Origin of the sequence: Agrobacterium sp. NPDC090283 (assembly GCF_044769685.1) — a bacterium.
In the GTDB taxonomy this organism is placed as follows: Bacteria; Pseudomonadota; Alphaproteobacteria; order Rhizobiales; family Rhizobiaceae; genus Agrobacterium.
In genome coordinates this window covers 17,467-39,471 of sequence record NZ_JBIVYG010000027.1, presented here as the reverse complement: position 1 = coordinate 39,471, position 22,005 = coordinate 17,467, and the positions used below count along the sequence as shown (strand labels likewise).

At 58.0% G+C, this 22,005-nt stretch carries 16 protein-coding genes and 1 pseudogene; 7 read left to right on the top strand and 10 right to left on the bottom strand.

Translation table 11 applies throughout. The features are described 5' to 3' along the window. Positions 1–64 precede the first annotated feature (64 nt). The 4 genes from ACIQUH_RS26060 to ACIQUH_RS26045 are packed head-to-tail and all read right to left on the bottom strand — an operon-like array spanning position 65 to position 10,960. Positions 65–2,266, bottom strand: coding sequence for a hypothetical protein (locus ACIQUH_RS26060; RefSeq protein ID WP_400820686.1), 2,202 nt, complete (start codon positions 2,264–2,266; stop codon positions 65–67). After that, complete coding sequence (locus tag ACIQUH_RS26055; RefSeq protein ID WP_400820683.1) at positions 2,266–6,600, bottom strand: DEAD/DEAH box helicase family protein; 4,335 nt, start codon at positions 6,598–6,600, stop codon at positions 2,266–2,268. Before ACIQUH_RS26055 ends, ACIQUH_RS26060 begins: the two co-directional genes overlap by 1 nt. After that, on the bottom strand, positions 6,597–9,353 hold the full coding sequence (locus ACIQUH_RS26050; RefSeq protein WP_400820680.1) for a hypothetical protein: 2,757 nt from the start codon (positions 9,351–9,353) through the stop codon (positions 6,597–6,599). The genes ACIQUH_RS26055 and ACIQUH_RS26050 overlap by 4 nt, the downstream gene beginning before the upstream one ends. After that, a complete protein-coding gene (locus ACIQUH_RS26045; protein WP_400820677.1) occupies positions 9,350–10,960 on the bottom strand; it encodes an Eco57I restriction-modification methylase domain-containing protein in 1,611 nt (536 codons plus the stop codon). Before ACIQUH_RS26045 ends, ACIQUH_RS26050 begins: the two co-directional genes overlap by 4 nt. 661 nt (positions 10,961–11,621) lie before the next feature. Here ACIQUH_RS26045 and ACIQUH_RS26040 point away from each other — a divergent pair. Genes ACIQUH_RS26040 through ACIQUH_RS26030 form a run of 3 tightly spaced genes read left to right on the top strand, consistent with a single transcriptional unit; the run spans position 11,622 to position 14,985 of the window. Then, positions 11,622–12,635, top strand: coding sequence for an ABC-three component system protein (locus ACIQUH_RS26040; protein WP_400820674.1), 1,014 nt, complete (start codon positions 11,622–11,624; stop codon positions 12,633–12,635). Next, positions 12,632–13,111, top strand: coding sequence for an ABC-three component system middle component 2 (locus ACIQUH_RS26035; RefSeq protein ID WP_400820710.1), 480 nt, complete (start codon positions 12,632–12,634; stop codon positions 13,109–13,111). Before ACIQUH_RS26040 ends, ACIQUH_RS26035 begins: the two co-directional genes overlap by 4 nt. Continuing rightward, positions 13,108–14,985, top strand: coding sequence for a hypothetical protein (locus ACIQUH_RS26030; protein ID WP_400820672.1), 1,878 nt, complete (start codon positions 13,108–13,110; stop codon positions 14,983–14,985). Before ACIQUH_RS26035 ends, ACIQUH_RS26030 begins: the two co-directional genes overlap by 4 nt. Positions 14,986–15,005: 20 nt before the next feature. Here the strand turns inward: ACIQUH_RS26030 and ACIQUH_RS26025 are convergent, their stop codons facing one another. Continuing rightward, complete coding sequence (locus ACIQUH_RS26025; RefSeq protein ID WP_400820669.1) at positions 15,006–15,209, bottom strand: hypothetical protein; 204 nt, start codon at positions 15,207–15,209, stop codon at positions 15,006–15,008. A gap of 663 nt (positions 15,210–15,872) precedes the next feature. Between ACIQUH_RS26025 and ACIQUH_RS26020 the strand changes: the two genes are divergently transcribed. Further along, the gene (locus ACIQUH_RS26020; protein ID WP_400820712.1) at positions 15,873–16,340 is read left to right on the top strand and encodes a hypothetical protein; all 468 of its coding nucleotides are present in this window, start codon (positions 15,873–15,875) and stop codon (positions 16,338–16,340) included. 194 nt (positions 16,341–16,534) lie between these two features. On the opposite strand, the pseudogene rpsU reads toward ACIQUH_RS26020, so the two are convergent. Continuing rightward, positions 16,535–16,790: pseudogene (gene rpsU, locus ACIQUH_RS26015) on the bottom strand (30S ribosomal protein S21); the annotation flags it as partial. Between the two features lie 247 nt (positions 16,791–17,037). Here rpsU and ACIQUH_RS26010 point away from each other — a divergent pair. Beyond that, entirely contained in the window at positions 17,038–17,214 is a 177-nt protein-coding gene (locus tag ACIQUH_RS26010; RefSeq protein ID WP_400820667.1) for a YegP family protein, read from the top strand. A gap of 809 nt (positions 17,215–18,023) precedes the next feature. Beyond that, positions 18,024–18,467, top strand: coding sequence for a hypothetical protein (locus ACIQUH_RS26005; protein WP_400820665.1), 444 nt, complete (start codon positions 18,024–18,026; stop codon positions 18,465–18,467). A 261-nt stretch (positions 18,468–18,728) separates the two neighbouring features. Here ACIQUH_RS26005 and ACIQUH_RS26000 read toward each other — a convergent pair whose 3' ends face one another. Next, entirely contained in the window at positions 18,729–19,160 is a 432-nt protein-coding gene (locus ACIQUH_RS26000; RefSeq protein WP_400820663.1) for a helix-turn-helix domain-containing protein, read from the bottom strand. A 57-nt stretch (positions 19,161–19,217) separates the two neighbouring features. On the opposite strand from ACIQUH_RS26000, the gene ACIQUH_RS25995 reads away from it, so the two are divergent. Beyond that, on the top strand, positions 19,218–19,601 hold the full coding sequence (locus ACIQUH_RS25995; protein ID WP_400820661.1) for an AsnC family protein: 384 nt from the start codon (positions 19,218–19,220) through the stop codon (positions 19,599–19,601). A 48-nt stretch (positions 19,602–19,649) separates the two neighbouring features. Here ACIQUH_RS25995 and ACIQUH_RS25990 read toward each other — a convergent pair whose 3' ends face one another. From ACIQUH_RS25990 to ACIQUH_RS25980, 3 genes are all read right to left on the bottom strand, one after another. Further along, a complete protein-coding gene (locus ACIQUH_RS25990) occupies positions 19,650–19,913 on the bottom strand; it encodes a hypothetical protein (RefSeq protein WP_400820659.1) in 264 nt (87 codons plus the stop codon). 343 nt (positions 19,914–20,256) lie between these two features. Further along, positions 20,257–20,916, bottom strand: a complete 660-nt coding sequence (locus ACIQUH_RS25985; RefSeq protein WP_400820657.1) for a hypothetical protein — start codon at positions 20,914–20,916, stop codon at positions 20,257–20,259. A gap of 430 nt (positions 20,917–21,346) precedes the next feature. After that, entirely contained in the window at positions 21,347–21,871 is a 525-nt protein-coding gene (locus ACIQUH_RS25980) for an SLATT domain-containing protein (protein WP_400820654.1), read from the bottom strand. Positions 21,872–22,005: the final 134 nt, after the last annotated feature.

The following is a 22,005-nucleotide window of genomic DNA, read 5'->3' as shown; positions in this document are numbered from 1 at the left end:
GCTGGCCACCTCGGCGATTTAGCGGATGGAGGGTTCTTGGCCACCGCCCAGAACCTCACGTGGGTCAGTGGTCCAGCCGCCTCTCGAAATACCCGACCAGATCGGCCATGTCGCCCGCTTCCCATTCCGGCCGGCCGCCGCCCTTCAACGCCGACCGCGATAGCAAAAGGTTTGACGAACAGCAGCTCACTTCGCTCGTCATGATGCAGGCGGGGCACGCGCCGCCCCTACTGTCGCAAAGGCTCCCGGAACCGCAGCGAAGCATGCGCTGGTTGACCGAACGTCGCAGGAATTCCATCGCGTGGTTGCGCCACATGGCCGAGATGTTTCCGAGATCGGGCGACATGCCCTTCCGGTAGATCGTGAACGCCAGGTCGGCGGGGAACAGATACTCGCCGATGCCGTCGCGATCCAGCCCAGAGGCGTCGGCAAGCGAGTGGATAAGCTGATGCGAGAAGCTGTGCAGCAGCATGTAGACGAAGGGAGCGAGCCGGCGCTGCCGGACCTGTCGGTCTTTATCCTTGAAATCGTCTAGGAACGGCCCGAAGTCCTCGTAGCTTTCGAGGTAAGCCCGTCCGAGACCTACGCTCTCTGGCGGGAGGTCGCCGACGCCGTTCGCGGCGAGCCAGCGCCGCACCCTTGCTTCGTCGAGCTTCACGTAGATTGCTTCGTTGTTCTGTTGGGTCACGTATATGGGACGTTTGCCATCGTCGATCGGGTCGAATGCCACGAGCCTCACGGGCATCGGGACGTTTCGATTTTGGAATTCGCGATTGTAGACCGGCGTCGCGGAAACTCGCGTGAAGCCGAAGCTGTAGTCGCAGATTGGCAAGCCGCGGAGAACGACCATCTGCTCGACGCCGGTCAGAGACAAGACTTCGCCGACGGCTTTTTGGTACCGCTCCAGTTCCTCCCGGATCAGCGCGGCGGAGCTGAGCGTGACGTCGGGGTGCATTACATCTACGGCCTTCTTCGTTTCGAGACCTGCGCGGATATGCTCGTCGACGAATGCTGCATGCTCGATCGTCAGGCGGACCGGATCGTATTTCCTCGTCCAGTTGGCACGGACGGCGACAGCTCTCGTAACGCCGCTGCTCGCAACGGTTCCTTTTTCGACGACGCCCTGGTCGAACCATTTCGCGCGGATCTCGTTGATCGACTGTTGCTGACGCCGGGTGTCGTCGCCCCTCGCCGCGCGGGCCTGCAACATTTCTTTGTAATCGCAATATTCGACCCACTCGGACGAACGGTTCGCAGCCTCGACGGCAGCCCGTATCGCTTCTTCCGACGGTTCCTCGATTGGTATGCGATGGAGTCGGGCGAGCTCGCGCAAGAGTTCCTCCTGGCGCGCTTCGCGCATCAGGTCGACGACCGCGCTGCTTTTCAATTCAATGAAGTTCGCGCGCTGAGGATAGAAGGTGCTGCTGGCGCGGTATGAGACAGGCAGCATGTTCGTCTGGATCTTCTCGAAGACCGCTCCCGTCCGTAGCTGCTGGTTAAAGAGCCTTTCCAGGACATTCGGCTCGGCCTTTTCGAGATCCCGCGATTCCTTGCAGCTTTCGCACGAGTATTTCCACTCGGAGAAGACGGGGGCGTCGTTCTTTAGCCGGAAGTGCGGCCACCCGCAGCCGCATGTTCGAAGCGCAGCGACTTGCTGTGTCTCATTGTCGAAGCGGTAATTGTAAGGGCTGAGCGGCTCCACGGTTCCGTACCAGTGCGTATATACGACGTCCACCTGCATCCACCGCGACACGTGCCCTTCGCACTTGGGCAATCCGTTGACAGCCTGGTCTGCAACGCTGCGGAATTCCCGAACGCTTTTGCATTCGGCGCATTGGTAGAGCAGCGGGTACGGAACGTAGCCTACGACGTCGGGCCCCGTCATTGCGAAGCGACTGCTGTCCACGACGGCATTTCCGGAGTGGATGTCGAGGAAGGCCGTGTCGAGACAGAACTCCGCGGGGGCGTCTGGACAGGCCACGCGGACGCGGGCCATCCAGCTCTCCGCAGTTTCACCGATCCCGTCGAGGATCATCTGGTATGTCGTATTGCTGAGGGTGTTCTTAAGGTCGTTTCGGATGGACACAGACTTGCAGATGCCGCGGCCGCCCTCCCAGGTCAGAAGGACGCCTGGAGCATAGGCGGTGGCGATTTGCGAGCGAGATCGCTGCATAGTTGGCGGCTTGGGTTCCTTTGTCTCGCCGTCGCCCGAAGACCTGCCCCAGTCCGAGCGCGCGTCTCCGAATTGGTTCGCTTTGCCACTCATCAGATCGCTCCCTCGTCCCGCTCGACGTCGCCGTCGGCGGCGCCGCGCTGGCCTCGTACTGTCTTCATTACCTTGACCATGTGCGAAGTCTTTATCCACTGCGTCTGCCCGACGCCACCGGGATACGCTGCCGAAGCAGTGATCACTCCCGCCTCGTCGACGTCGCGGAGCGAGGTCATCGGCTTCTTGAACGCCGGATTGAAGTCCGCCCAGTACTGACGGAGGTCGGCCGTGATGCCGCTGGCCCGCATGCTTTCGCCGAAGCGGTCTGCCTCGCGTAGCACCATTTTCTCGTAGAACTCGGGATAGGGCGGCCGTCCGAGGCCGTCCCTGCCCTCCAGCCCCATTGCCGACAACATGAAGCCGGCGACATCCTTTGAAAAAGCCGAAGGATCGCGGTTTGCTAGCTGCCGGAGGCTGTGGGTGGAGTCGTAGCTTTTGAACGCCGACTTCCTGTTGTCTGAGGCCTGCTTGAATTCCCGCATGTCGTTGAGCATCGCCCAGGTTTGTACATACGATGCAAGCACCCTGTGGATTGCGTTCTCTGCCCAGCGCTCGACGGCCGGAGCGGCGATCATTCGTTCGAGGAACCGGTGGAACACGTCGTGGGTCTCTATGACGTAGCGGTCGCGCCTGCTCTGCGGCGTCGGAAGCAGCATGACGAAGCCGACGTGCGTTCGTCCGACGCGGCTGGACGCCTGAATGTATTCAGCGATGTCCGACGGGAGACCGGCGAAGAACATGCTGTTGAACCGGTCGACGTCGACGCCGTGCGAAATGGCGGACGTCGCGACGATGCTTCTCAGGGTTTCGCCCACCGGGGGATACGGCTTTCCGGCAAAGGAGAGTTCGGCGTCCTTCATGACGCTTTGTATCTCCTGCATGTCGACGCCACCCGAGATCAGGCGGCTGTCAAACCTGTCGTGCTCAAGGCCAGCTTTCCGATGGCTTTGGGCGACGCCGGTATGCAGCGCGTCCATGATCTGGTCGCCGCCCTTCTTATTCGTGACATAGGCCAGAGCGATGCGGTGGAGGTCCACCAGGGCCATGATTTCCGAGACACGACCTTCGGTGACGGCCCGGTCTATCGCGTCTCGTCGCCAGTTGCCGCCCTCTCCTGTCGAGAGCGCTCCGCGGATCTCTCCGACCATTGACTGCGACCTCGTCGGGTCGAGGAGACCGTTCCAGAGGCGAGATATTATCGCATGAAACGAGCTCAGGACTCCGACTGTGGTCACCGTGTGGGTGGCGTCGTTGGTCATCAAGGAAACGTACAGCCTCGACCATGGCGAGGTGGCTTCGGGGGCGAGATAGGGCGGCAGAGAAGCCGCGAGAGCGACGCGTTCTGCATTGATGTCAGGCGGGCCTTCCGGCTTCGCGAAGAACGAGCGGTAGATGTCCGGGCCTGGGTATGGGTACCGCATCGGCCGACGCTGATAGAGCGTCTTCAACTGCCTGTCGGGATCGCTGATGGTCGCCGTAGCGGCGATCATCTTTGGAAGACGTGGCGTGCTCCTTCCACCTGCAGTGAACTTGGCGATCCGAAGGTCGTCGCCGGACAGCGCCGCGATCTCGGAGAACGTCCTCTCAAGAAGGGTGTCGAACAATCCGCTGAACGTACCAAGCGATTCTTCGAGCAGGTGAGCCTCGTCCTGGATAACGAGCGATGGAAATGGATCGTAGAAGACGTGCCGGCCGTTTCGGTAGGCAGGAAACACTCCCCATGCTCCGGCGGCGTCGGCGCCGCCATCGAGCAAGGCCTTGTCGCTTGGACTTGTCAGATGCCCGGACGGGCTGATCCAGCGAGCGGCACCGAACATCCCGAGGATGTTCGTTATGGTCCGGGGATGCTGCCCGAGCATCGCGAGCTTGTCGACCGTGCCAAGTACGATCGCTGGCGCGCGCTGGTAGATCGTATCGTCGGTAAGCAAAAATGGAAGCGGCGTGATCTGGCAATGGGCGTCGTTCCACGGGCATCCGGCGTCGAAGCAAACGATAACCGCGCGCGCCGCCATCTTGTCGGCCGGCTCGTATCGCCTGAGCCCGGTATGATTGCCGCAGCAGGGGCAGTTGGGAACCTTGTTATAGGCTGCGACCGCCTCCTGATATCGGAGGGCCTCCTCCTTGATCTTTCCGTCGACGAACGTGCTGCCATCCAGCACGCGGTCGTTGAGTCGCGCTGGATCGCCGAATTTAGGAAGGCCCGACTTGATGCCCTCATATCGGTTCGGGGTATTCGAGGAGCCGACCCAGAAGCCGATTTCGATCGGCCAGGCGCCGACCTTTTTCTCGACCCTGACGATCTCCGCCACGGCGATCAGCCGGAGAAGGCGCTGCGCCTGCTGCAGCGTGAGCAGGCGAAGAGGATACCGGATCATCGCCGTGACGCCGCGGTCCTTGCCGCGGAGGCGGTCCAGGAAGATCGCAAACAGCAGGGCGCCGTAGAAGGCTTCGGACTTGCCGCCGCCCGTGGGAAAGTAGAGAAGACTTGCGGTCAGCTCATCGCGCTCGCTGTCGAAATATCTCTCGTACTCCGTCATGCGCGAGGAGAAAGTCGGAACATGCGACAGCACGAACGCCATCTGGAAAAGCCGCCATCCTCGATCCGCAATCTTCGCATCTCGTCTCGCGAACGCTTCGTTGGTCAGGAGCCAGGCTTTCCAGGGCGCCGCCTTGCGGACCAGTCCGTCGCCGCTCCGACCTGCCTCCAGCGCCAGCGAAGCCTCACGAGACTCCATAAGAAGCCGCACGCCAGCCTCTATATGCGCGGCCTCGAGCCGTTGTCCGGCGATGTCTGCGGCGAAGCGATTTCGCTCTATATCGGCGTCATCCGGGTCGAGGCCGTCGATTACCTTGTCGCGTAGCCCTGCTTCGCGATCCTGAACCCACTTGCGATATTCCTGCGGCAGATCGAGAAGGCATCCGATGTCATGGCCGTCGGCCAACTGTCTGAATCGGGTCTCCACCTTGATGTTGCGGGGAACGACGCGGGGCTGCGTGAACCTTGGCGCCCAAGTCGTGCTGATGCGCCTGACGCCGTCTCTCTCGTCGCTTTCGATACCGCAGTTCACTCCTATCGCGGGGTACTGCAGGAAGTCGCGGAAGCGGTAAGAGGGCTCCACGCGGTCCAACAACAGAGGGACATGTTCCGCGACAGAGATTTCCATCGAGAGCGACGTGCCGAAGATGGCGTTGCACCGCTTGGCGGCATCTTTCGGCGACAGTTCGATACATCCATTGTCCAGCGTGACACGGATCGATGCTTTCGTGGGGTCGAGAAAGTCGACCTGTCTGTCCGCTCTGAGTGCGAGACCTCCGAAGTCCGGTATGACGTTCGCTTCCACGGGAAGCTCCCGCACACGCGCCAAGAACTTGTTCCAGCTATCCTCGCTGGTTGCGTCCTCGGGCCTGACCTTCTGGTCGCGCCAAGCGTTTTCGATGCCAGCCGACGTGCGCCAGGCATCGATCTGCTGGGCGACGGTCGCCCGCATCTCGATGGAATAAGCCTCGAACCTCCTGACCAGATCCTCACCGGCAAGGTCGGCGGTCCAGGTCATCTTGGGCAGCGTGAGGTCAAGCCTGACCCACTTGCTGGGGATCGGGGCCGGACGGATGAGGTGATAGGGAATAGCCCTTCCTTCCCTCACCAATCTTCCGATGACGGGCGCGGGCGCTTCGGTTGCCTGCTCGCCGTCAGGGCTTTCCGCGACCTGTTCCGCCGGCTCCTCCGGTTCAGGAGCTTCCGGCTTGAACAACGTCACGTCTGCCGCATTCAGTAGGATGTTGTATTCGGCGTAGACTTCGATGCGCAAATCGTCTTGGATCCGCTGCCGCTGGTCACGGACTTCCGCGCTTTTTTCGGGGCCAAGCGCTCGCCAGTCGACCTGATCTATGCCCTGCCGGATGAACCGCTCCTTCCGTCGCGTTCGGATCTTTTCATCAATCTCCTTCTTTGTCTTCTTCTCGAGCTTGAAGTCGATCTCAATGCCATGACGCTTGTCCGAGAGCTCTTCCCAGCTAGGCAGGACCCGGAGGTAGACGGAAAATCGCGGCATCGCTCTGATCGAACCGGTCGCACGAGAGCGCATCTGAAAGTCGAACCCGATCGCGGCGATCCTGATGTCCGACGTCTCGTCTTCGTTGGCGTCCGAAAAGCGAGGAAGAAGCTGGCCCGATACGATCCCTCGTCGCGGAGTCCAACCAAAGACCACACGGCCGTCTTCGTCGGACCCGCTGGCGCGACTGGAAATCAGATTGAGCAGCGCATCGCAGACCGCCTCTTTCAGCTCGACATCGATATCGACGAGCGCCTTCGAATCCTTGCCCAGCATCATGGCTTCACCCTTTCCACCGACTCCACCGTTGCGACATAGTCTTCCGCCAGCAACCGCAGGCGCCTGATCTCCTGCTTCCGTTTCTGATTGTCGGCCATCGCCGCGAACGGATCGACCAGGATTCCCTTGTAGGCGTCATGGAAGGCCATTCCTGCCTTCAGCTTGGTTGTTCGCTGTGCGAGCACGCCCCAATGCCAGAACTCTCGGGACATCCGCTCCCCGATACCGAGCGCGGCGGTGAACTTCAGGAAAAGGTCGACCTTCTGAGGCGCGTGCGGAACGACGTCGCCGATCCGGGCTTCCATTTCCTTCTTGATCGACACCCAGTACCGCGCGCGATTCAAGTCGACGTCGGGATCGTTTATCCGGTCGACTATCACGCGAAGCTTTTCGCTGTCGTTGTCGCCAGGAATCTCTGCGAACTTTTTCATGACCAGCGCATGGTAGTCTCGGATTTCGCCGGCGGCCGTCGTAGGAATGTTGAGCACCAGTCGCGCCTTCTCGATGAAGCCGGCGCTCAGCACGCAGAGACGGTCGCCCTCGGAAACCGCTGAGGCGACCACTTCCCGAAACTCGTCGACGGCACTGGACTGATCATGCAGCACCAGCGCGCTCCCCGGAAAAGCCATGACGCGCGGGCCGTCCGCGAGCTTGATCTCGATCCGCTCGCGTTCCAGTCCCCTTCCGCCGGTCAGATCGACTACCGACTCCCGCGGGAAGTCCACGTCGTCCGGGACGACTTGAATGCCGTCGAGATTAACGGTGTGCGACCCCAATGCCTGGGCGGTTTTCGCAGTTTCGAGACCGTAGCGGCGGAGCCGGGAGCCGATGGCCGGCTCGTCGATCTCTCCGGCAAGGCGCAGCGCGTCGCGGGACGAGAACCGCAACGTGTCCGCGTCGGCAAGAACGATGACCTGCTCCGGAAGCCACGGGCGCGCGAAATAGGAGAGGACGCCGTTTCTGGCCGGGGCGACAAGATACAGCTTCTTGAACTGATTTCGGAGAGCGGGAGGCATTCCAGAAATATCGGAGAGGCCGCCCTGCCCCGCGAAGACGATCATCCGGCTTTCCATCTTCTTCCGGAGCCAGGAAAACCGCGCGGTGAACTGTTCTATGGCGAACTCGGCGAGCGGCTGCGTCTGGAACATGAACAGGGAGCGACCCGAGGAGTTCCTGGTCACCTCGATAGTCTTATCAAGAAGCAGCGACATCGGCGTCTCTGCCTGCTGTTTCCGGAAAAGCTCCTGAGCCGTCCCAAGGCAATCGGCGAGTTCGCTTCCACCGATCTGGAAGGCCGGAACCCTAGGATCCTTCAGCGACGCGACGTGGCCCGAGACGCGGTAGGACGCCAGAAAATCGTTGGCGAGGGCCGGCCCTTGTTCTGACGTCACATGGTCGCTGAAAGAAGAGAGGGAACCCGGCAAGGAGGCGTTGCGCCGAAGGGTGGCGACCAGATCGCGCACGGCCCGGAGGCCCGCCTTGTCTTCGGCCGATCGCAGCTCGCTTCCAATCCCGCGGAGCCTTCCCGCGAGGTCTAGCGCCGCGCCTCCAAATCCGACTGCCTGGACTTTAACGGCGCCTGTCCAGCTTGAAGGGACGTCGTCGTTGGCAAGAACCGCTCCGCCGTACGCGGTAATCACGACGGACCTCGCGGGGTGGCGCCTGGGCCGTTTCTTTTCCGGCTTCTGCTCGTTGAAGATCTCGAAGCGGCATTTGTCGAACGAAAAAGGTTCGTCGACCAGGACGACAACGCCGGCCTTGGGCTGCCGCTCCCGGACCAGCTTGAAGACTTCGCTGGCGAGTTCAGGCCAATCGTCGCCAAGGCGCTGCTGACCTGTCTTGGTCAGATCGAAGAAGACAACGTCGAGAGCGCCGGCCTCCCTCAGCGACCGTCTCGGATTATCATCTCGTCTGAGGCCGTGCAGAAAGAATTCGGCGGTCTTGCCGTGGTCCGCCAGGCCGGACCGCTTGTGTTGCTTCAGGTCAGTCTTGGTAGACGATCGCCACAGGAGCTGCCCGTTTCCATGCGGGGTGCCGTTGCAGGCGCCGTGCGGGATGATCTCGTCGAGAATGGGATGCCTGAACTCGGGGTATTCCTTCCCGTCCCTCCCCATTCCGGTCAGCTTCCCGGCACGGGCAAGCACCTGATGAAAATCCTTCATCGCACCGTCAGTATCGTTCCCATGGGTATGGCGTACGGCATGCCGGATGCTGAGCGTGCGAAGGTGGGTCTTGTCCAGCAGTACCTGGCGTGCATGCTTATGCGTCGACCTCGCATAGGGATACAGCAGCGCTCGCAGTCCTCGCGGTCGCTCGTAGGACGGATAGGGAATCCCGCCTTTCGTCACCGCCATCTCAGGCTGGGCGCCTATGTCCGCGACGGCAATCAGCGACGCGACGGCCGAAAGGCTGACGTCTCGCACCGGCCAGGTCATTGCAACGGTTACGCAACTGTCGTTCATCGACGCCAGCGTCGCCTCGACGAGTTTGGCATACACTTTGGAAATCGGCTGGTCCTCACCGGAGAGACGCTTCAGAGGTGCGGCGGAAAGCGCAGCCAAGTAACGTGTGACGGGTCGAGCATGAGCAGCCTGTTCGATCGCGGCAAGCTCCGATGAATCCTTTATCGCGGCTGCTTTGGTTGACATGGCGGAGAGTATCTCGGCTCGCTTCGAGACGGCGTCCCGGCGCTGCTGCTGCAGGTCGGCGAGCCCTGTTCTCGGTGCGCGCTGGAAATTCTGCCGGTCCCTCATCCTGCAAGGACCTCCAGCATTGGAGCGTCGGCGGCGGCTCTTGCGTAGGCGAGTTCAGCCGCCCTTTCCGGGTCGCGCGTCTCCTTCAACGCAGCCCTGTAGAGATCCGGATGGGGCAGATCGAGCTGTCTGAGTAGATTGACCGAAACGTTCGACGTCGCCGATGCGGCCCTGTATCGGTCGTCGACGGCCTTGGTGTTGAGGAGGCCGGCCAGAAGCGCCATGCGTCTTTTTTCGTGTCCGCGAAGCACGATCGTGTGGTTCTCGCAGACAAAGCCGCCCCAGCGCCCAACGATCGCCTCGTCCACGACGGCTGCGATGAGACGTCTCGACTGGTTGTTGTTTGTCGTTCTCTGCAAGACGATCGCGTGCTCGGTGACAACCGCCGTGCTGCTGCGATCCATTTTCACGAAGTCGACGCCGTCGCCCTGACGGGTCGCGGGCACGCATTTTCGGCCAGCCCTGATGTTGGACGCCCAGACGAGCGGTCGTGCGTCCGGATCGTACTGGGAGCACATCTTGTCCTGCTCCCGGTTCCAGACGAAGTGTCCGGCCTTGGCAATCGCACCATAGTCCGCGATCGTCGCGCCGGCTTTGGCATCGTCGAATCTTGAAGGCGGCCACCATGACGCGGATGGGTCTGTCGCGATTTTTCCCTTCACCGCCGGCTGCCGCTTTCCCGATGGCCCAAAGACTGGAAACTCCACGTCCCGGCTTACTCGATGGGCAGATCCTTTTCGCACGATGAGGACGCTGACCTCCTGCGCCACGTCGGCGAACACGTCCTTACGGTTCGAGACGCTTCCTAGCGCGAGGATCTGGCCTTGCGACAGCACGAACGAGCGCATCTTCTCGTAGAACGGTCCCGATCTGAAGCTGGACGGGATCACCAGGGCGACCAGTCCATTTGGTTTGACGAGGCGGAAACATAGTTCGGCAAACAGAGCGTACTTGTTTATGTGGCCTCTATGGGCCACCTTTTCCCAGTGATCTCCGACCGCGTCGCCCACGGGAATGCGACCGTAAGGCGGATTGGCGATGACCAGGTCGTAGGAAGCCAATGGGACGGCTTGCAGGGCGTCGCCGACGTGGACCATCTGTCGTTCCGCGTATCCTTCGAGACGCTCTTCGATCAGGGATTGGGACATGCGCGCAAGGACCGGATCGATTTCTATTCCGTTCAGCCGATACGCGATGTCTGCTTCGGACAGTCCGATGCGGCGCATACGATTGGCGATCAGCGAGAGGAACGCGGCGCCGCCGGCGGCCGGGTCCAGGACGTCATGTCGGCCCAGGTCGAATCCTTTGGCGATCGCGTAGTCGATCAAGGACTCGGCGAGATACGGCGGCGTGAAGTAGGCGGCTTGCTTCCTACGCTGGCGCGGATCGAGCATCAGCGTGTAAAGCGTACCAATCCAGTAATGCCGTTCGCTTATGGAAAGGGCGGCTAGCCTCTTCGCCAAGGCTTTCACGACAGGCAAAGGGCTGTCGGCGACGTTCAGGCAGACGTCGCCAAGATCGGCTTCAGCATGGGCCTCAACAAGACGCCGAGACGCAGCTTTCGCCAGCGTCAAGATCGACAGCTTGCCGTAGTCATCGTCCCTCACAACCAGCGCCCCCTTATCCCATGTCGAGTGTATGCAGCCGGCGGCGTTGTCTGCAATTCAAACTTGCATCAAGCGTTAGTTTTCCACACTCAAGAAGGATATTGATGAGGTTTGCTTGGCCGCTTCGGTAGACCACAGAACGCCCGTTCAGAACTTAGGCGTCTGTGGGTCGTCGTCCGACGTCGGGGGTGGATGCGCACTCTCCTTCGCGAGGCTGACCGCGGTGGTCCTTAGTTTATCGACCATCGACGCATTCTGCTGACCGGCGACACGCTCCGAGTGGACGGCGGTTCCAAGCTCTGATCATACTAAAAGCAGGCGTCCTTCCGCTGCAGCGGGAGGGCGCCTGCTTGGTTACGTCCTGCCGACCAAGGTTTGGTCGATTGCGGCATCGTTCGCGGACGAGCGGGCCGCATCTGGGAGGTAGAGGGGGAACCCTCCAGGACGTCTAGTAGCTAGGCTGCTGTAAAAGATGATAATTGCTATTGCTTTTCCGTCCTTGAAGGATTCGAGCGCTTTCTGTGGGAAACCGGCGCAAACAGGTGCATTGGGCGACGAAGAGCTTGTGGCAGACGCGTTATCCACCTCATCCGGAGTTGCAAAGACGCAGGCTTTCTGCAACTGATGCGTCACGCTGCAAACTCCGCCGAATCCTTTAGTGATGCCATTCCAAGAAGACCGCTTAATCCTGAACTTGAGCGATGCCGAGCTCGAGGACCTCGTCAAGAAATGGATCGTACGCCTCAAGCGAACGTATCCTGACTTCGATCAGCCAAGCGCCTCCGCTGACATGGGACGTGACGCCGTCGGCTTTCTTTCCGAGGGGCGGTACGAGGGCGAGTGGCACAATTACCAGTGCAAGCAATTGCTCTCGCCGCTTGGCATCGGTGCGTTCGTTCTCGAGCTCGGCAAGATCTTTCATTACCACTGCGCCGGGCATTTCACCCTGCCGACCAAATATGTCTTCGTAGCGCCGAATTCATGCACCGGTACGGTGACCTCGCTCACCGACCTACCCTCCACGATGGGCCCCTATCTCATCGCCCACTGGGACGCATACTGCCTGAGGGGCATTTCTTCGACGCCATCGCCTTTGACCGACAAAATTCGATCGGCGATCACGTCCTACGACTTTTCGAACGTCAAGTTGTGGAAAGCCAAGAAGCTCGTCGAACAGCCTGAAATGCGGACCGTCATGGCCGAGATCATGGACATCGACCCAGGTGAAGCTCCGAAGGTGGAGGACCACGACGTCCCAGGGATGCCATACAACCACGAGGTCCCATATATCGCGCAGCTCGTCGAGGTTTTCGGAGAGCACCGCGGCACCAAATTCGCGGACCTCGCCGACGTCAACGGCGACCTCCGGTACGGAACACAGATGGTGACGGCCAGGCGCCGATATCTCGAGCACAGGGCGTTCGGCCTTCATTTTCGAGACAGCCTGTTCGAGAAGCATATCCTGCAGGTCGACAAGGACGTCGCCGACGGGGTCATCGATCGATACCATCAGATGAGCGCGGGCTCGAGCTACGACCGTCTTACTGAAATCATGAGCGAGGCCTCGAAGGTGATTGTCTCTGGGCCGTTGGGGAAACACAATCGTGTCACCCCCGGCGTCAAGCAAGGCGCCTGTCATCACTTCGCAAACACCGGGAAAATGCCGTGGAAATGACCGACACACCCACCCCTGCACTCTTCAACTCGCCTCTCGAGGCCGGGCTGAGAACGGTGATCATCCTCGACGCCTTCGCACCGGCGTCATTCGATATCGGGGAGCTGTCCCTGCTCGACTATTACGTCGTACACGCGACTGACGCTGGCGCGGACGAAAGCGTCCATCCCGACCTCGAAGCTCGAGCCGGCGAATATTTCGTTCGGCGGAGCCTGATTCAAGAAGGACTTTCGCTCATGGTCGGGTGCTTCCTAGTCGACGAAATGCACGACGAGCGTGGCATCTCCTATCGGTCGCGCGAGATGACTTCCGCCTTCATCGACTTGATGGGAAGCCACTACAATAATCGCCTGAAAAAGTCCTGCCACTGGCTCGTCCGGAAAGCGGCCGACGATGGCCTCGAGACCTTCTTCAGCAATTTGCGAGCCGGAATAGAGCGCTGGCAGCATGAGGTCGTGGGGGAACGCGCGCCTTGACGAAACTAAGCAGCCACATCCGGATCGATCGCCTGTCGATGACCGGCCCTGAGAAAAAGACGGTGTACGTCGATTTCGAGGACGGGGTGAACATCGTATGGGGCGCGTCGAATGCGGGCAAGTCGTTCATTCGCAAGTCGATCGACTACGTGCTGGGCGGGGAGCGCTTCAACGTTCCGAGGGAGGGTATCGGTTACGATAATTTCGTCCTGTGGCTGACGACGCCGCGGGCTGGAGCAGTGTCCCTTCGGCGTTCGATCCACGGCGGCGACGTCTACATGGGGCACGGCCACGCCTATCCGGTCGTGCCTGGCTCGGCTGGGTATGGCGAGGCGCTCAAGGCGACCCACGCCCCGCAGTCGCCGAATGTTTCGAAGTTCATTCTGGGCGAGTCCGGCTTCCGACCGGCGCTGCTTCTCAAGAACGAGCGAGCGGAGAAGTCCCCGTTTTCGCTGCGAACGCTTGCTCGTTATCTGATCGTCGACGAAACGAGGATGATCGACGAGAAAAGCATTCTTCTCGCTCATTCACCGACGGTTACGTCGGAAGACAAAAGCCTTATCAAGTTTCTCTTGACCGGCGTCGACGGTTCCTCGGTAGAGCAGGTCCGTTCGGGCGACCAGTTGCGCGCAGCCCGCGATGGGAAAGTGGAGCTCCTTTCAGGGATGGCTGATCGACTCCGTCAAAAGCTCGACGAGTCGATCGATGACGACGTTCTGCGGGACCGTCTTGAGACGGCTTCTCGCGAATGCACGGACCTTCTCGACGTACTGACCGAGCGACAGAACATCCTCGATGAGCTCAAGGCCAGATCGATCGATCTTCAGGAGTCAATTAGTCAGCAGGAGACCGCGGTCGCCGATCTCGGTACGATGCTCATCCGGTTCGATGAGTTGCGGAAGATCTACGTCTCGGACGCCGACCGCTTGGCCGGCCTCGAAGAAGGTGCTTTCCTCTTCCAGAAATTTACCAAGATGAACTGTCCGCGGTGCGGGGCCGCTCCGGAGCACCAGCATCACGACCATGGACTCGCACACGTGGAGAAGCAGCGTGCCGCCGTGGAAGTCGAGATCAACAAGATCGAGCGGGAGCTTTCGCAGCTCAAAATTGCCATCGGCGAAGCCAATGAAGAGGTCGAACTACGCAAGGGATATCTCGATGCCTTGTTCGATCAGGGCGCCGAAATACGCGAGCAGCTAGACAACGCCGCCGATTCGGAGACCTCGGCCCGCGCCTTGTTTACGGACGCATCGCTTCGACTGGATGCTATCCGCACAGAACAGAGAAACCGCTCCCTGCTTGCGAGCTATGAGAACGAAATTCAGCAGATTCTCGCGCGGCCGGTGAACTCTAGGCAGCGGGCCACCAACCTCGATCTCAGCATGGACCTTTCCACATCCGAAGCCAACGAGCTTTCGAAGGTCGTGAAGGAAGTCCTTCGCCAATGGAACTACCCTGGCGCTGAAGCCGTGCACTTTTCCTCGTTGGACCAGGATATCGTTGTCGACGGCAAGCAGCGAAAAGACAACGGCGCCGGCATAAGGGCGATCCTACACTCGGCCTTCAAGGTGGCAGTGCTGCTGTATTGCCAAGAGAAAGGCAGGCCTCATCCTGGCTTTATGGTACTGGACGCGCCACTTCTGGCATACCGGGCGGCCGAAGAGACCAGATTTGGGGAAGTGTCTCCCGAGGAGATAGAGCTTCAAAAGGCCGATCTCGCGGGCCACTTCTACCGCCATCTCCAGAGCTTGAGTGGGAAGGCGCAGTTCATCGTGATCGAGAACCACAAGTCCGACGAAAAGGTCGTAGCGCCATATCCCAATCATCAATTCACAAGAAATCCAGCGCTAGGAAGGACGGGTTTCTTCTGGTAGGAGGCGCCGCGTGACCGGCACTACGCCAGGGACGCACAGAATAACGCGACGAGATGCGGAAGCCTGATCTCGGTCTTGCCCGCGATGAGATGCATGTCCGACAGACGCTGCCGCACGCCGCTGGTCATCGCTCCTTCAGGATTCTGCAACTTCCCGGTCCCGCGGTAGAGAGCGACAGGCGCCCGCCATTCCGCCGGTCGCAATATGGAGAAACTCCAGTCCATCGACGCCCTCATGCTCCGATGCTTTGGATGTGCCGTCCTCCCCCGCCGGAAAGAACATCGATGGAGCGCCTCAACTCCTACAGGACCGTTGTCACGCCGAGTTCCAACGCTTGGGAAGCGGATTGCCCTCAACCAAGCGGGTAATCTCGCCGGCAGCGTCCAGCTCATTTCGCGAACGACTGGGCGCCTGCAAGAGCGCCAAACTCTCGACAAAAAGTTCTACCGCACGGCCTCCCTCCGTTTCGACTGGAAATGGCTCCAGCAGTCGCGTCGTCACTCCTTCGATCCGGAGCGGGACCGGGCTCGTCGCGATCATGAGGGATTGAGAAGATCATTGCTTTACCATTTTCAGAGGATTAAGTGCCCCCGGCATCCTGGCCTAAGCGAGCAAGAACGTAGCGGTGTGACCGAATCACTCGACCTCATCCTGTCCGTTTGGCCCCGGCCGACTACAACTGCTCTGATCCCAAAAAACTGGAGGGACGATGGGTCTCAGGTCACGGCGACGACATCAGACGTCAGTTCCTCGCCAGTGACGTTAGGATTGCGGAAATCTTAACTTGAGCCGTGAAACTATGATGAGATTGACCGCCACTAGATTTCTAAAATTAATGAGATATTTGTAGTTACTAGTCTCAATGCTCCCTAACCGGAGAGACAATCATGAAGTCCGCAATAACGTTGCTTTCCCTTATCCTGTTAACGTCTTGTCAGACGATGCAGGCAAGTCGCTCAAAATTTGCGCTGTCGAATACAATCGGCCCAACCTTCACCGTTACTGGCAGTTCGGCTGCCCCGCCTGAACAGTTCAAGAACGAAATGACACACACGGCTGCCAAGGAGGCCCGCCGGCGCGGATATCCGGTAGTCGCTCTCGTCAGGAATTCACAAATGACGACGCAAAACGGTTTCAATTATATGGCGGCATCGTACATCGGATTAAATAGTTTTGCAGAAGCCGGGAAGAGGCAGGCGGTAGCGGTAAGTTCGTATGTCGAAACCGACAACGTCTCCAATCACAGCCAAACAACAAATACGAGTAAGTACCGTGGTGGCCTGTTCCTCCCGACCACACCGGAGGGGCGTGCCGCCGATGCGGCGTTGGAACGTATATCAGCGGCAATATTCTGACAGCTTTCAAACCGGCACTCGCGCGCCTCTTTATTGTCAACGGGTAGCGGCGGACGTTCCGTGAGCGTGTACCGTCGTGCCAATGGAACAGGACTACCATTCGTAGGCCAGACGCAACGGTCGTATTTCCGACCTCCGAGCCTCTTCTGCAAGGAACGTTGGAAGCGGGGACCGAGAGTTGGGTACAGATGATCCCCTAGCGCAACACCGCGACCGCGATCACGTACCCTTTTTGGGCTTTGACGGAAGAAGGCCTTCGCGTTGCATCTGCTTACGGGCAAGTTTTCTCTGACGGCCAACTGCTTCAGCCTTTTCCCGCGCTTTCTTGATCGATGGTTTCTCAAAAGCTTCGCGAAGACGCATTTCGCGGAAAATGCCCTCTCGCTGGAGCTTCTTCTTGAGAATGCGCAGCGCCTGATCGACGTTATTGTCGCGTACTAGAACCTGCATGGGTCCCTCTCGAGGTCAAAAATCGGTGCGCTACCATACGCAATTTGGCGTCGAATCCAAGAGCGAGCATCTCCTGTGATGGGCTTTTTTACGGAGAACGCGGTCGGCGGAATTCAGGGCAAAATATCTCGATCTGAACAGGGCCTAAGCCAGCGTCGAAAAGGGGATCAGCAACAAATTTGCGACTGGTCTTTGCCAATGGCACGCTTTGATTGTACGAATCACCGCCCATATCGAGGAAAGTAACATGGCGCATAAGTTCGAAATCTACAAAGACAAGGCGGGCGAATTTCGTGTCCGCTTTAAATACAACGATGAAGTGATCTTTGCGACGGAGGGTTATTCCTCCAAGGTGAATGCACAGAACGCAATTGCTTCGATCAAGAAATATGGGCCTGACGCACCTACCGAAGACAATAGCTAAGCCTGTAAAGCGGCACACCCACGCTCGAGTGTGCCGCTTTTTCCCAACTCGCTCTCAGCCCTTTTTCGTGGAGCGAACGCCTTTGTTCAAGGTTGCTTGCCCCTGATAGGGGTATTTCAGTATAGACACGTCGTGGCGCTATTCGTCGGGTACATTTTTGGAATTGCAGCTTCTGCCAGAGACAACCATACTACCTGAACAGATAACGGTGGTGGGGTTGATATGTCATTCAACGTCAACGATCTGGACGCTGGATACGACAACGTAACCAGTCTCTTTGGGTTGTCGGCAAGGGATCAGACTGTCCTGTTGTTCCGCAGGCTATTGAGCGAAGCTGAGCATGAATCACTTCTGACCTCCGGGAAAACAAGGTGTTTCCCAATCTACATCGTTCCAGCATATCTACAGTTCGGGGGGAAACTTCAGGACATCGCTGTGGCAATACCAACCCGGCATCCCGCTAGTACATATCGATGTCAGTACTATCTTTTTGACTGCGGTTCCCGAGAGATCAATGCCCGACCTGAAACTCGTGACAAAAACTATTCCCCGAAATATGCGGTCGTCACGCGTCTCAACGAGATCAAGGCATTGGATAGCTGTAAACCGCAAGAAGGGCATCGATACATGGCAAACGTCAACTACAATATCGTCAAACAATTTTTGTCGTAGTTTTTAAAATCGAATCCCGGCGGCATCCAGGTTTTCCAGTAAACGCGAAAAATCTTTGTCCCTGCACTGCGAGGAGAATATTGCCTCTTCCATCTGCGCTCGCCATATTTGCGCCCGTAATCCAGAATGGTGAGACTATGTCGAATACAATCAATCTGTTGGGTGAAGGCTCCCATGAGCGTGTCGAGGGCAGATTCCTGATCAATCACGTTACGGTAACACAAGCACTTTATGCGCCTGACGCCAACGATCATCACAAGATCATTTCACAAAGCAACGTGTGGGCTATTAATATCGTTAACGCACAGTACGTTGCTGGTACCTCAGTCCGCACAGGGCAAGTTGCAATCCCGACCACTATGGACACAGGGCGGTATATTGCTCCCGATGACGGATATGATCCGTTTTGTGACCTTTATCCCGTTAATGAGAAGAATATGACATCCGGTCGGATCGTTGTCGTCCTCGACCCGGATAACGTTCGCCCGACGAGTAAACTGACCAGGATGCTGATCGAAGGCGTAGCCTATGTGGATGAGGATGCCTACAACGATATGCTGGCAGCAATCGACAAAGGATAACCCGCAAGAAGAAGGACGGCGTCTACGAAAAGGGCTTTATACTTGCCATTTAAAATTATATACCATAATCAATACATCGCGGAAAGTGGGGACACTACCCCCGGCAGCCATAATCCCAACTGACCGGTCGCCACTTTCCGCTATTGCCAGGCCACCAAGTTCTTTGTTTCGAGCCGCCGAAGAAGTCGTATTCCTTTAAGGGTGCCGAAAGGCGTGGCCTTGTGTTCGTGCAGCGCGACTGGTGTCGGCGTGCTTTTATTGCTATGCCGACCCCTCGTCTTGATCTGCGGCTATTGCCTTGATCATCTCGATGATACGGTGGCGTACCTTCGGATCCGTAATCCTTACGAACTCGCGATTAAGCCGGAAGCCTTCCGATGAAGACAGAAATGTCTGAAAATCGTCGCGCGGCGAAGCATGTGACAGGTCAGCGTCATCAAGAGACAAACCCTGTCCGGGGGCGTTTTCAAAGAAAAACGAGACCGGGACATTCAAAATGCTGGCGATGTTTTGAAGTCGGCTGGCTCCGACGCGATTGGTTCCACGCTCGTATTTCTGGATTTGCTGGAACGTGATGCCGAGGTTGGCACCGAGCCGTTCCTGGCTCATGCCGTTCATGGTTCGGCGCAGCCTGATGCGGCCTCCCACATGTACGTCAATCGGATTGGGTTGTTTCTTGCCAGTTTGTGACATCATTTTCCCCTTTATTATGAGAATACAGCGTAGAAGCGGTATGGATCAAACTTGGACATGCGGCAAGATGCCGGCGCGTGGCGGGATAAAGCGATTGCCGACGGCCGCCCTATCATCGGCAAAATCGATCAAGTCATTCAGAATGCGAGGGTCGTCGCCAATGGCATAGTTGTACCCGATCCGTCGGTAAAAAAGACCTGGTGCGGCATTCTCGGCGAGGTCCATTCTATCTCGGCCGTCATTCGCGACGTCCGTTTCGATGACATCGATCTGTCTATCGTTCAATTGCTCCGAGAAGGACTGTCCGCACGTGAAATCGGTCACGTCATCGAACTCTCCCCAAGAACGGTGGAACACCGCATTGAGAAGATGAAGGCGCGTGCCGGCGCAAAATCGATAGTTCCACTGTTGATCGCCAAAAACCTAGTTTCGGCTTCGTAGGTCACTCAACTTGGGAAGCCTACAATTCCGTATCCGGGACGTTGCAGGCTAATGTAACGAAGAGGGCGGCAATGGAATGGCGTCATGAGTTTCCAGAGGAACGACGCGTCCGAGCGTATTCAGGTATGCAATTATATCGCCGAAGAGATGATCACGCGGTCCGAAATCCTCCAGAATGGCGTGGACACGAGCCGACACCTCTTCGTCATCCAGCGGATCAACCAATGTATAGCCGACAGTGCCGATCGCACGAATGTCACAACCGACCTCGATCAGTTTGTCCACCAGTTCAGCGACAGGGTTCTTGTCCATAGTCGTCTCCTTCTGCAGAACGGGACGGAGTATAGCGCCCACGTCGAGACGAGAGAAGACCGATTTATCGCTGCACCGACACCTCCGACAAACAGTACGTTTCGATCGTGGATGGGTGATAACTCAACCAACGGCCAGAAAAAACGAAGACTGAATAGATGAAGTAGTTGCCGCTTTGCCCACCTGACGCATCCTTCTAGGGCAACCACAAGGTAGTGTTTTCAGGTCGGACTCCCGCGGCATTTTCTACCAGACTTCGTAAAATCAATGAGTGCGACCAAAACGTTGAAAGGCGTCTTGGGACAGATGCGGTCGCGGTACACTTAACGACTCCGGCCTCACCTCATAGCTCATGTGGATACTGAGGCTGGAAAGCGGGTTTCCGCATGATGGATAGTGAATGGATTCCGTTACCCAAATCGATATCTTCGATTGCGGCACACTCTCGATTATCTAGCGGGACGTTGGCTCTGGCCTTCTCAATAATTCTATGTTCGGAAATGAAGCGCTTTTGAAACTCTTTCAGGCCTGATACGTCAATCTCATGTACCGCGCTGCCCTTTACGATCCTCGGCGTTCCGACGTCGCTCGTGAATTCGACGACAACTTCGTCGGACGAACCGAGACAGCCTTTGATGAAGTCAGCGCCCGCGGTTGTCCTGTTCTTGTCGTCCGCCCCATCTATCTCCGGAGCACCTCCCTCAGATGCGGGGAATCCTTTGCTTGCGATATATTCGCGGAAAACCCTCAGTCGATTGGCGTACCAAGAATGGAAGAAATCATCTGGTTCAAGGGTTTTGAGATGTCTAAGCATTACTCCGATCCTGGCCCTGTTGATTAGAACCCAAGCCTCGTCTCTGGAGTCGACCCACGCCACAAGGCGCTGACTGAAGTGACAGAAAATTTGAAGCCGTCCTGAAGCCGTGTCGAGGACACTGCAGTCATCCGGCTCCCAGCAGGGATCAAAAAACTGGTGTTCTAGTATCGTCAAATCAATAGTCATGGGAGCGCCTGTGAAAGGGTATCTATAATTGTGGTGCCCAATCGAGCCAACAGTCAACTCCACGCCTGAAACCAGGCAGCGCGAATAAATTGGCAAGGGTCGGCATAGCTGCTATTCACGTGCGATATGACCTGTTCGCGCCGGGAGGCTCTGTAGCGGTACGCGCTGAAAAACTGAGTAGACCACTACTCCGTCGACTACAGTACGATGTGGAAACCGAGATGTGTTGGTCACAACACCACGGTTGCGCTGGTGGTTCACGCGTGCCAGCTTATCGAAAAATGTCGATTCCCAAATGGAAAGTCTGACAGAACTACAAAGGGATAGAGGATACTAGGCTACATAGCAAATCGACATAACCTTGTGACATGAATCTCCGTCTAAATATCGACCTCGTGCTTGTTCTGACCTTTCCTGATGCTGCGGGTGGCTAGCCAGTAGGCGAGCCCCCCCCTGTGTGGGGCATCGTTTCCATAAGGTGTGTTTTTTCGTCTGCGAGTTTTTCCAGCGTCTTGCGAAGGCTGGCATCGTCGGTAGTGCAATCAATCTGCCAGAACCTACGGATTTTACCTTTCAGTGCACTGCATCTGACTCCCGAGTTGTGGAATTCGCGAGCAGAACGGCTGGGGTTGACGAACGTGGCGAGAGCGCTCAGGACAGCAGAGGTTATCGCCCAATACACCAGCGTTTGCGGATCAGCGGCCTTCACGGCCTTCAATCCGGTGACCGCTGCGACGACGACGCTAGGCACGCCGATAACCCAATGGAGCAACCGCCACCAGGTCGCGATTTGAAAGCACGAGGTCATCGACCATAGCAGGTCTTCGTCCAGGCGCTTGGCTTCATTAATCAGCAGCTCTCTGTCCATGCGTTCACCCATAGTTTGGGAAATACCCGTCGAATACCAACTTCCAATAGTCGAACGCCTGCGAAATCCGGCCGTCTTTTTCCGCATCCCGAGCCTTCTCGGCGCGGGAAATTGCGGTGTCGAGCCTCGACAAAGCGTCTTGTTTCGGGCCCTTTTCGTAGCCGATGTTTTACCGCCGCCATCACCATGCGTGTCATCGGGCCACCGTAGCCATGTCAGCG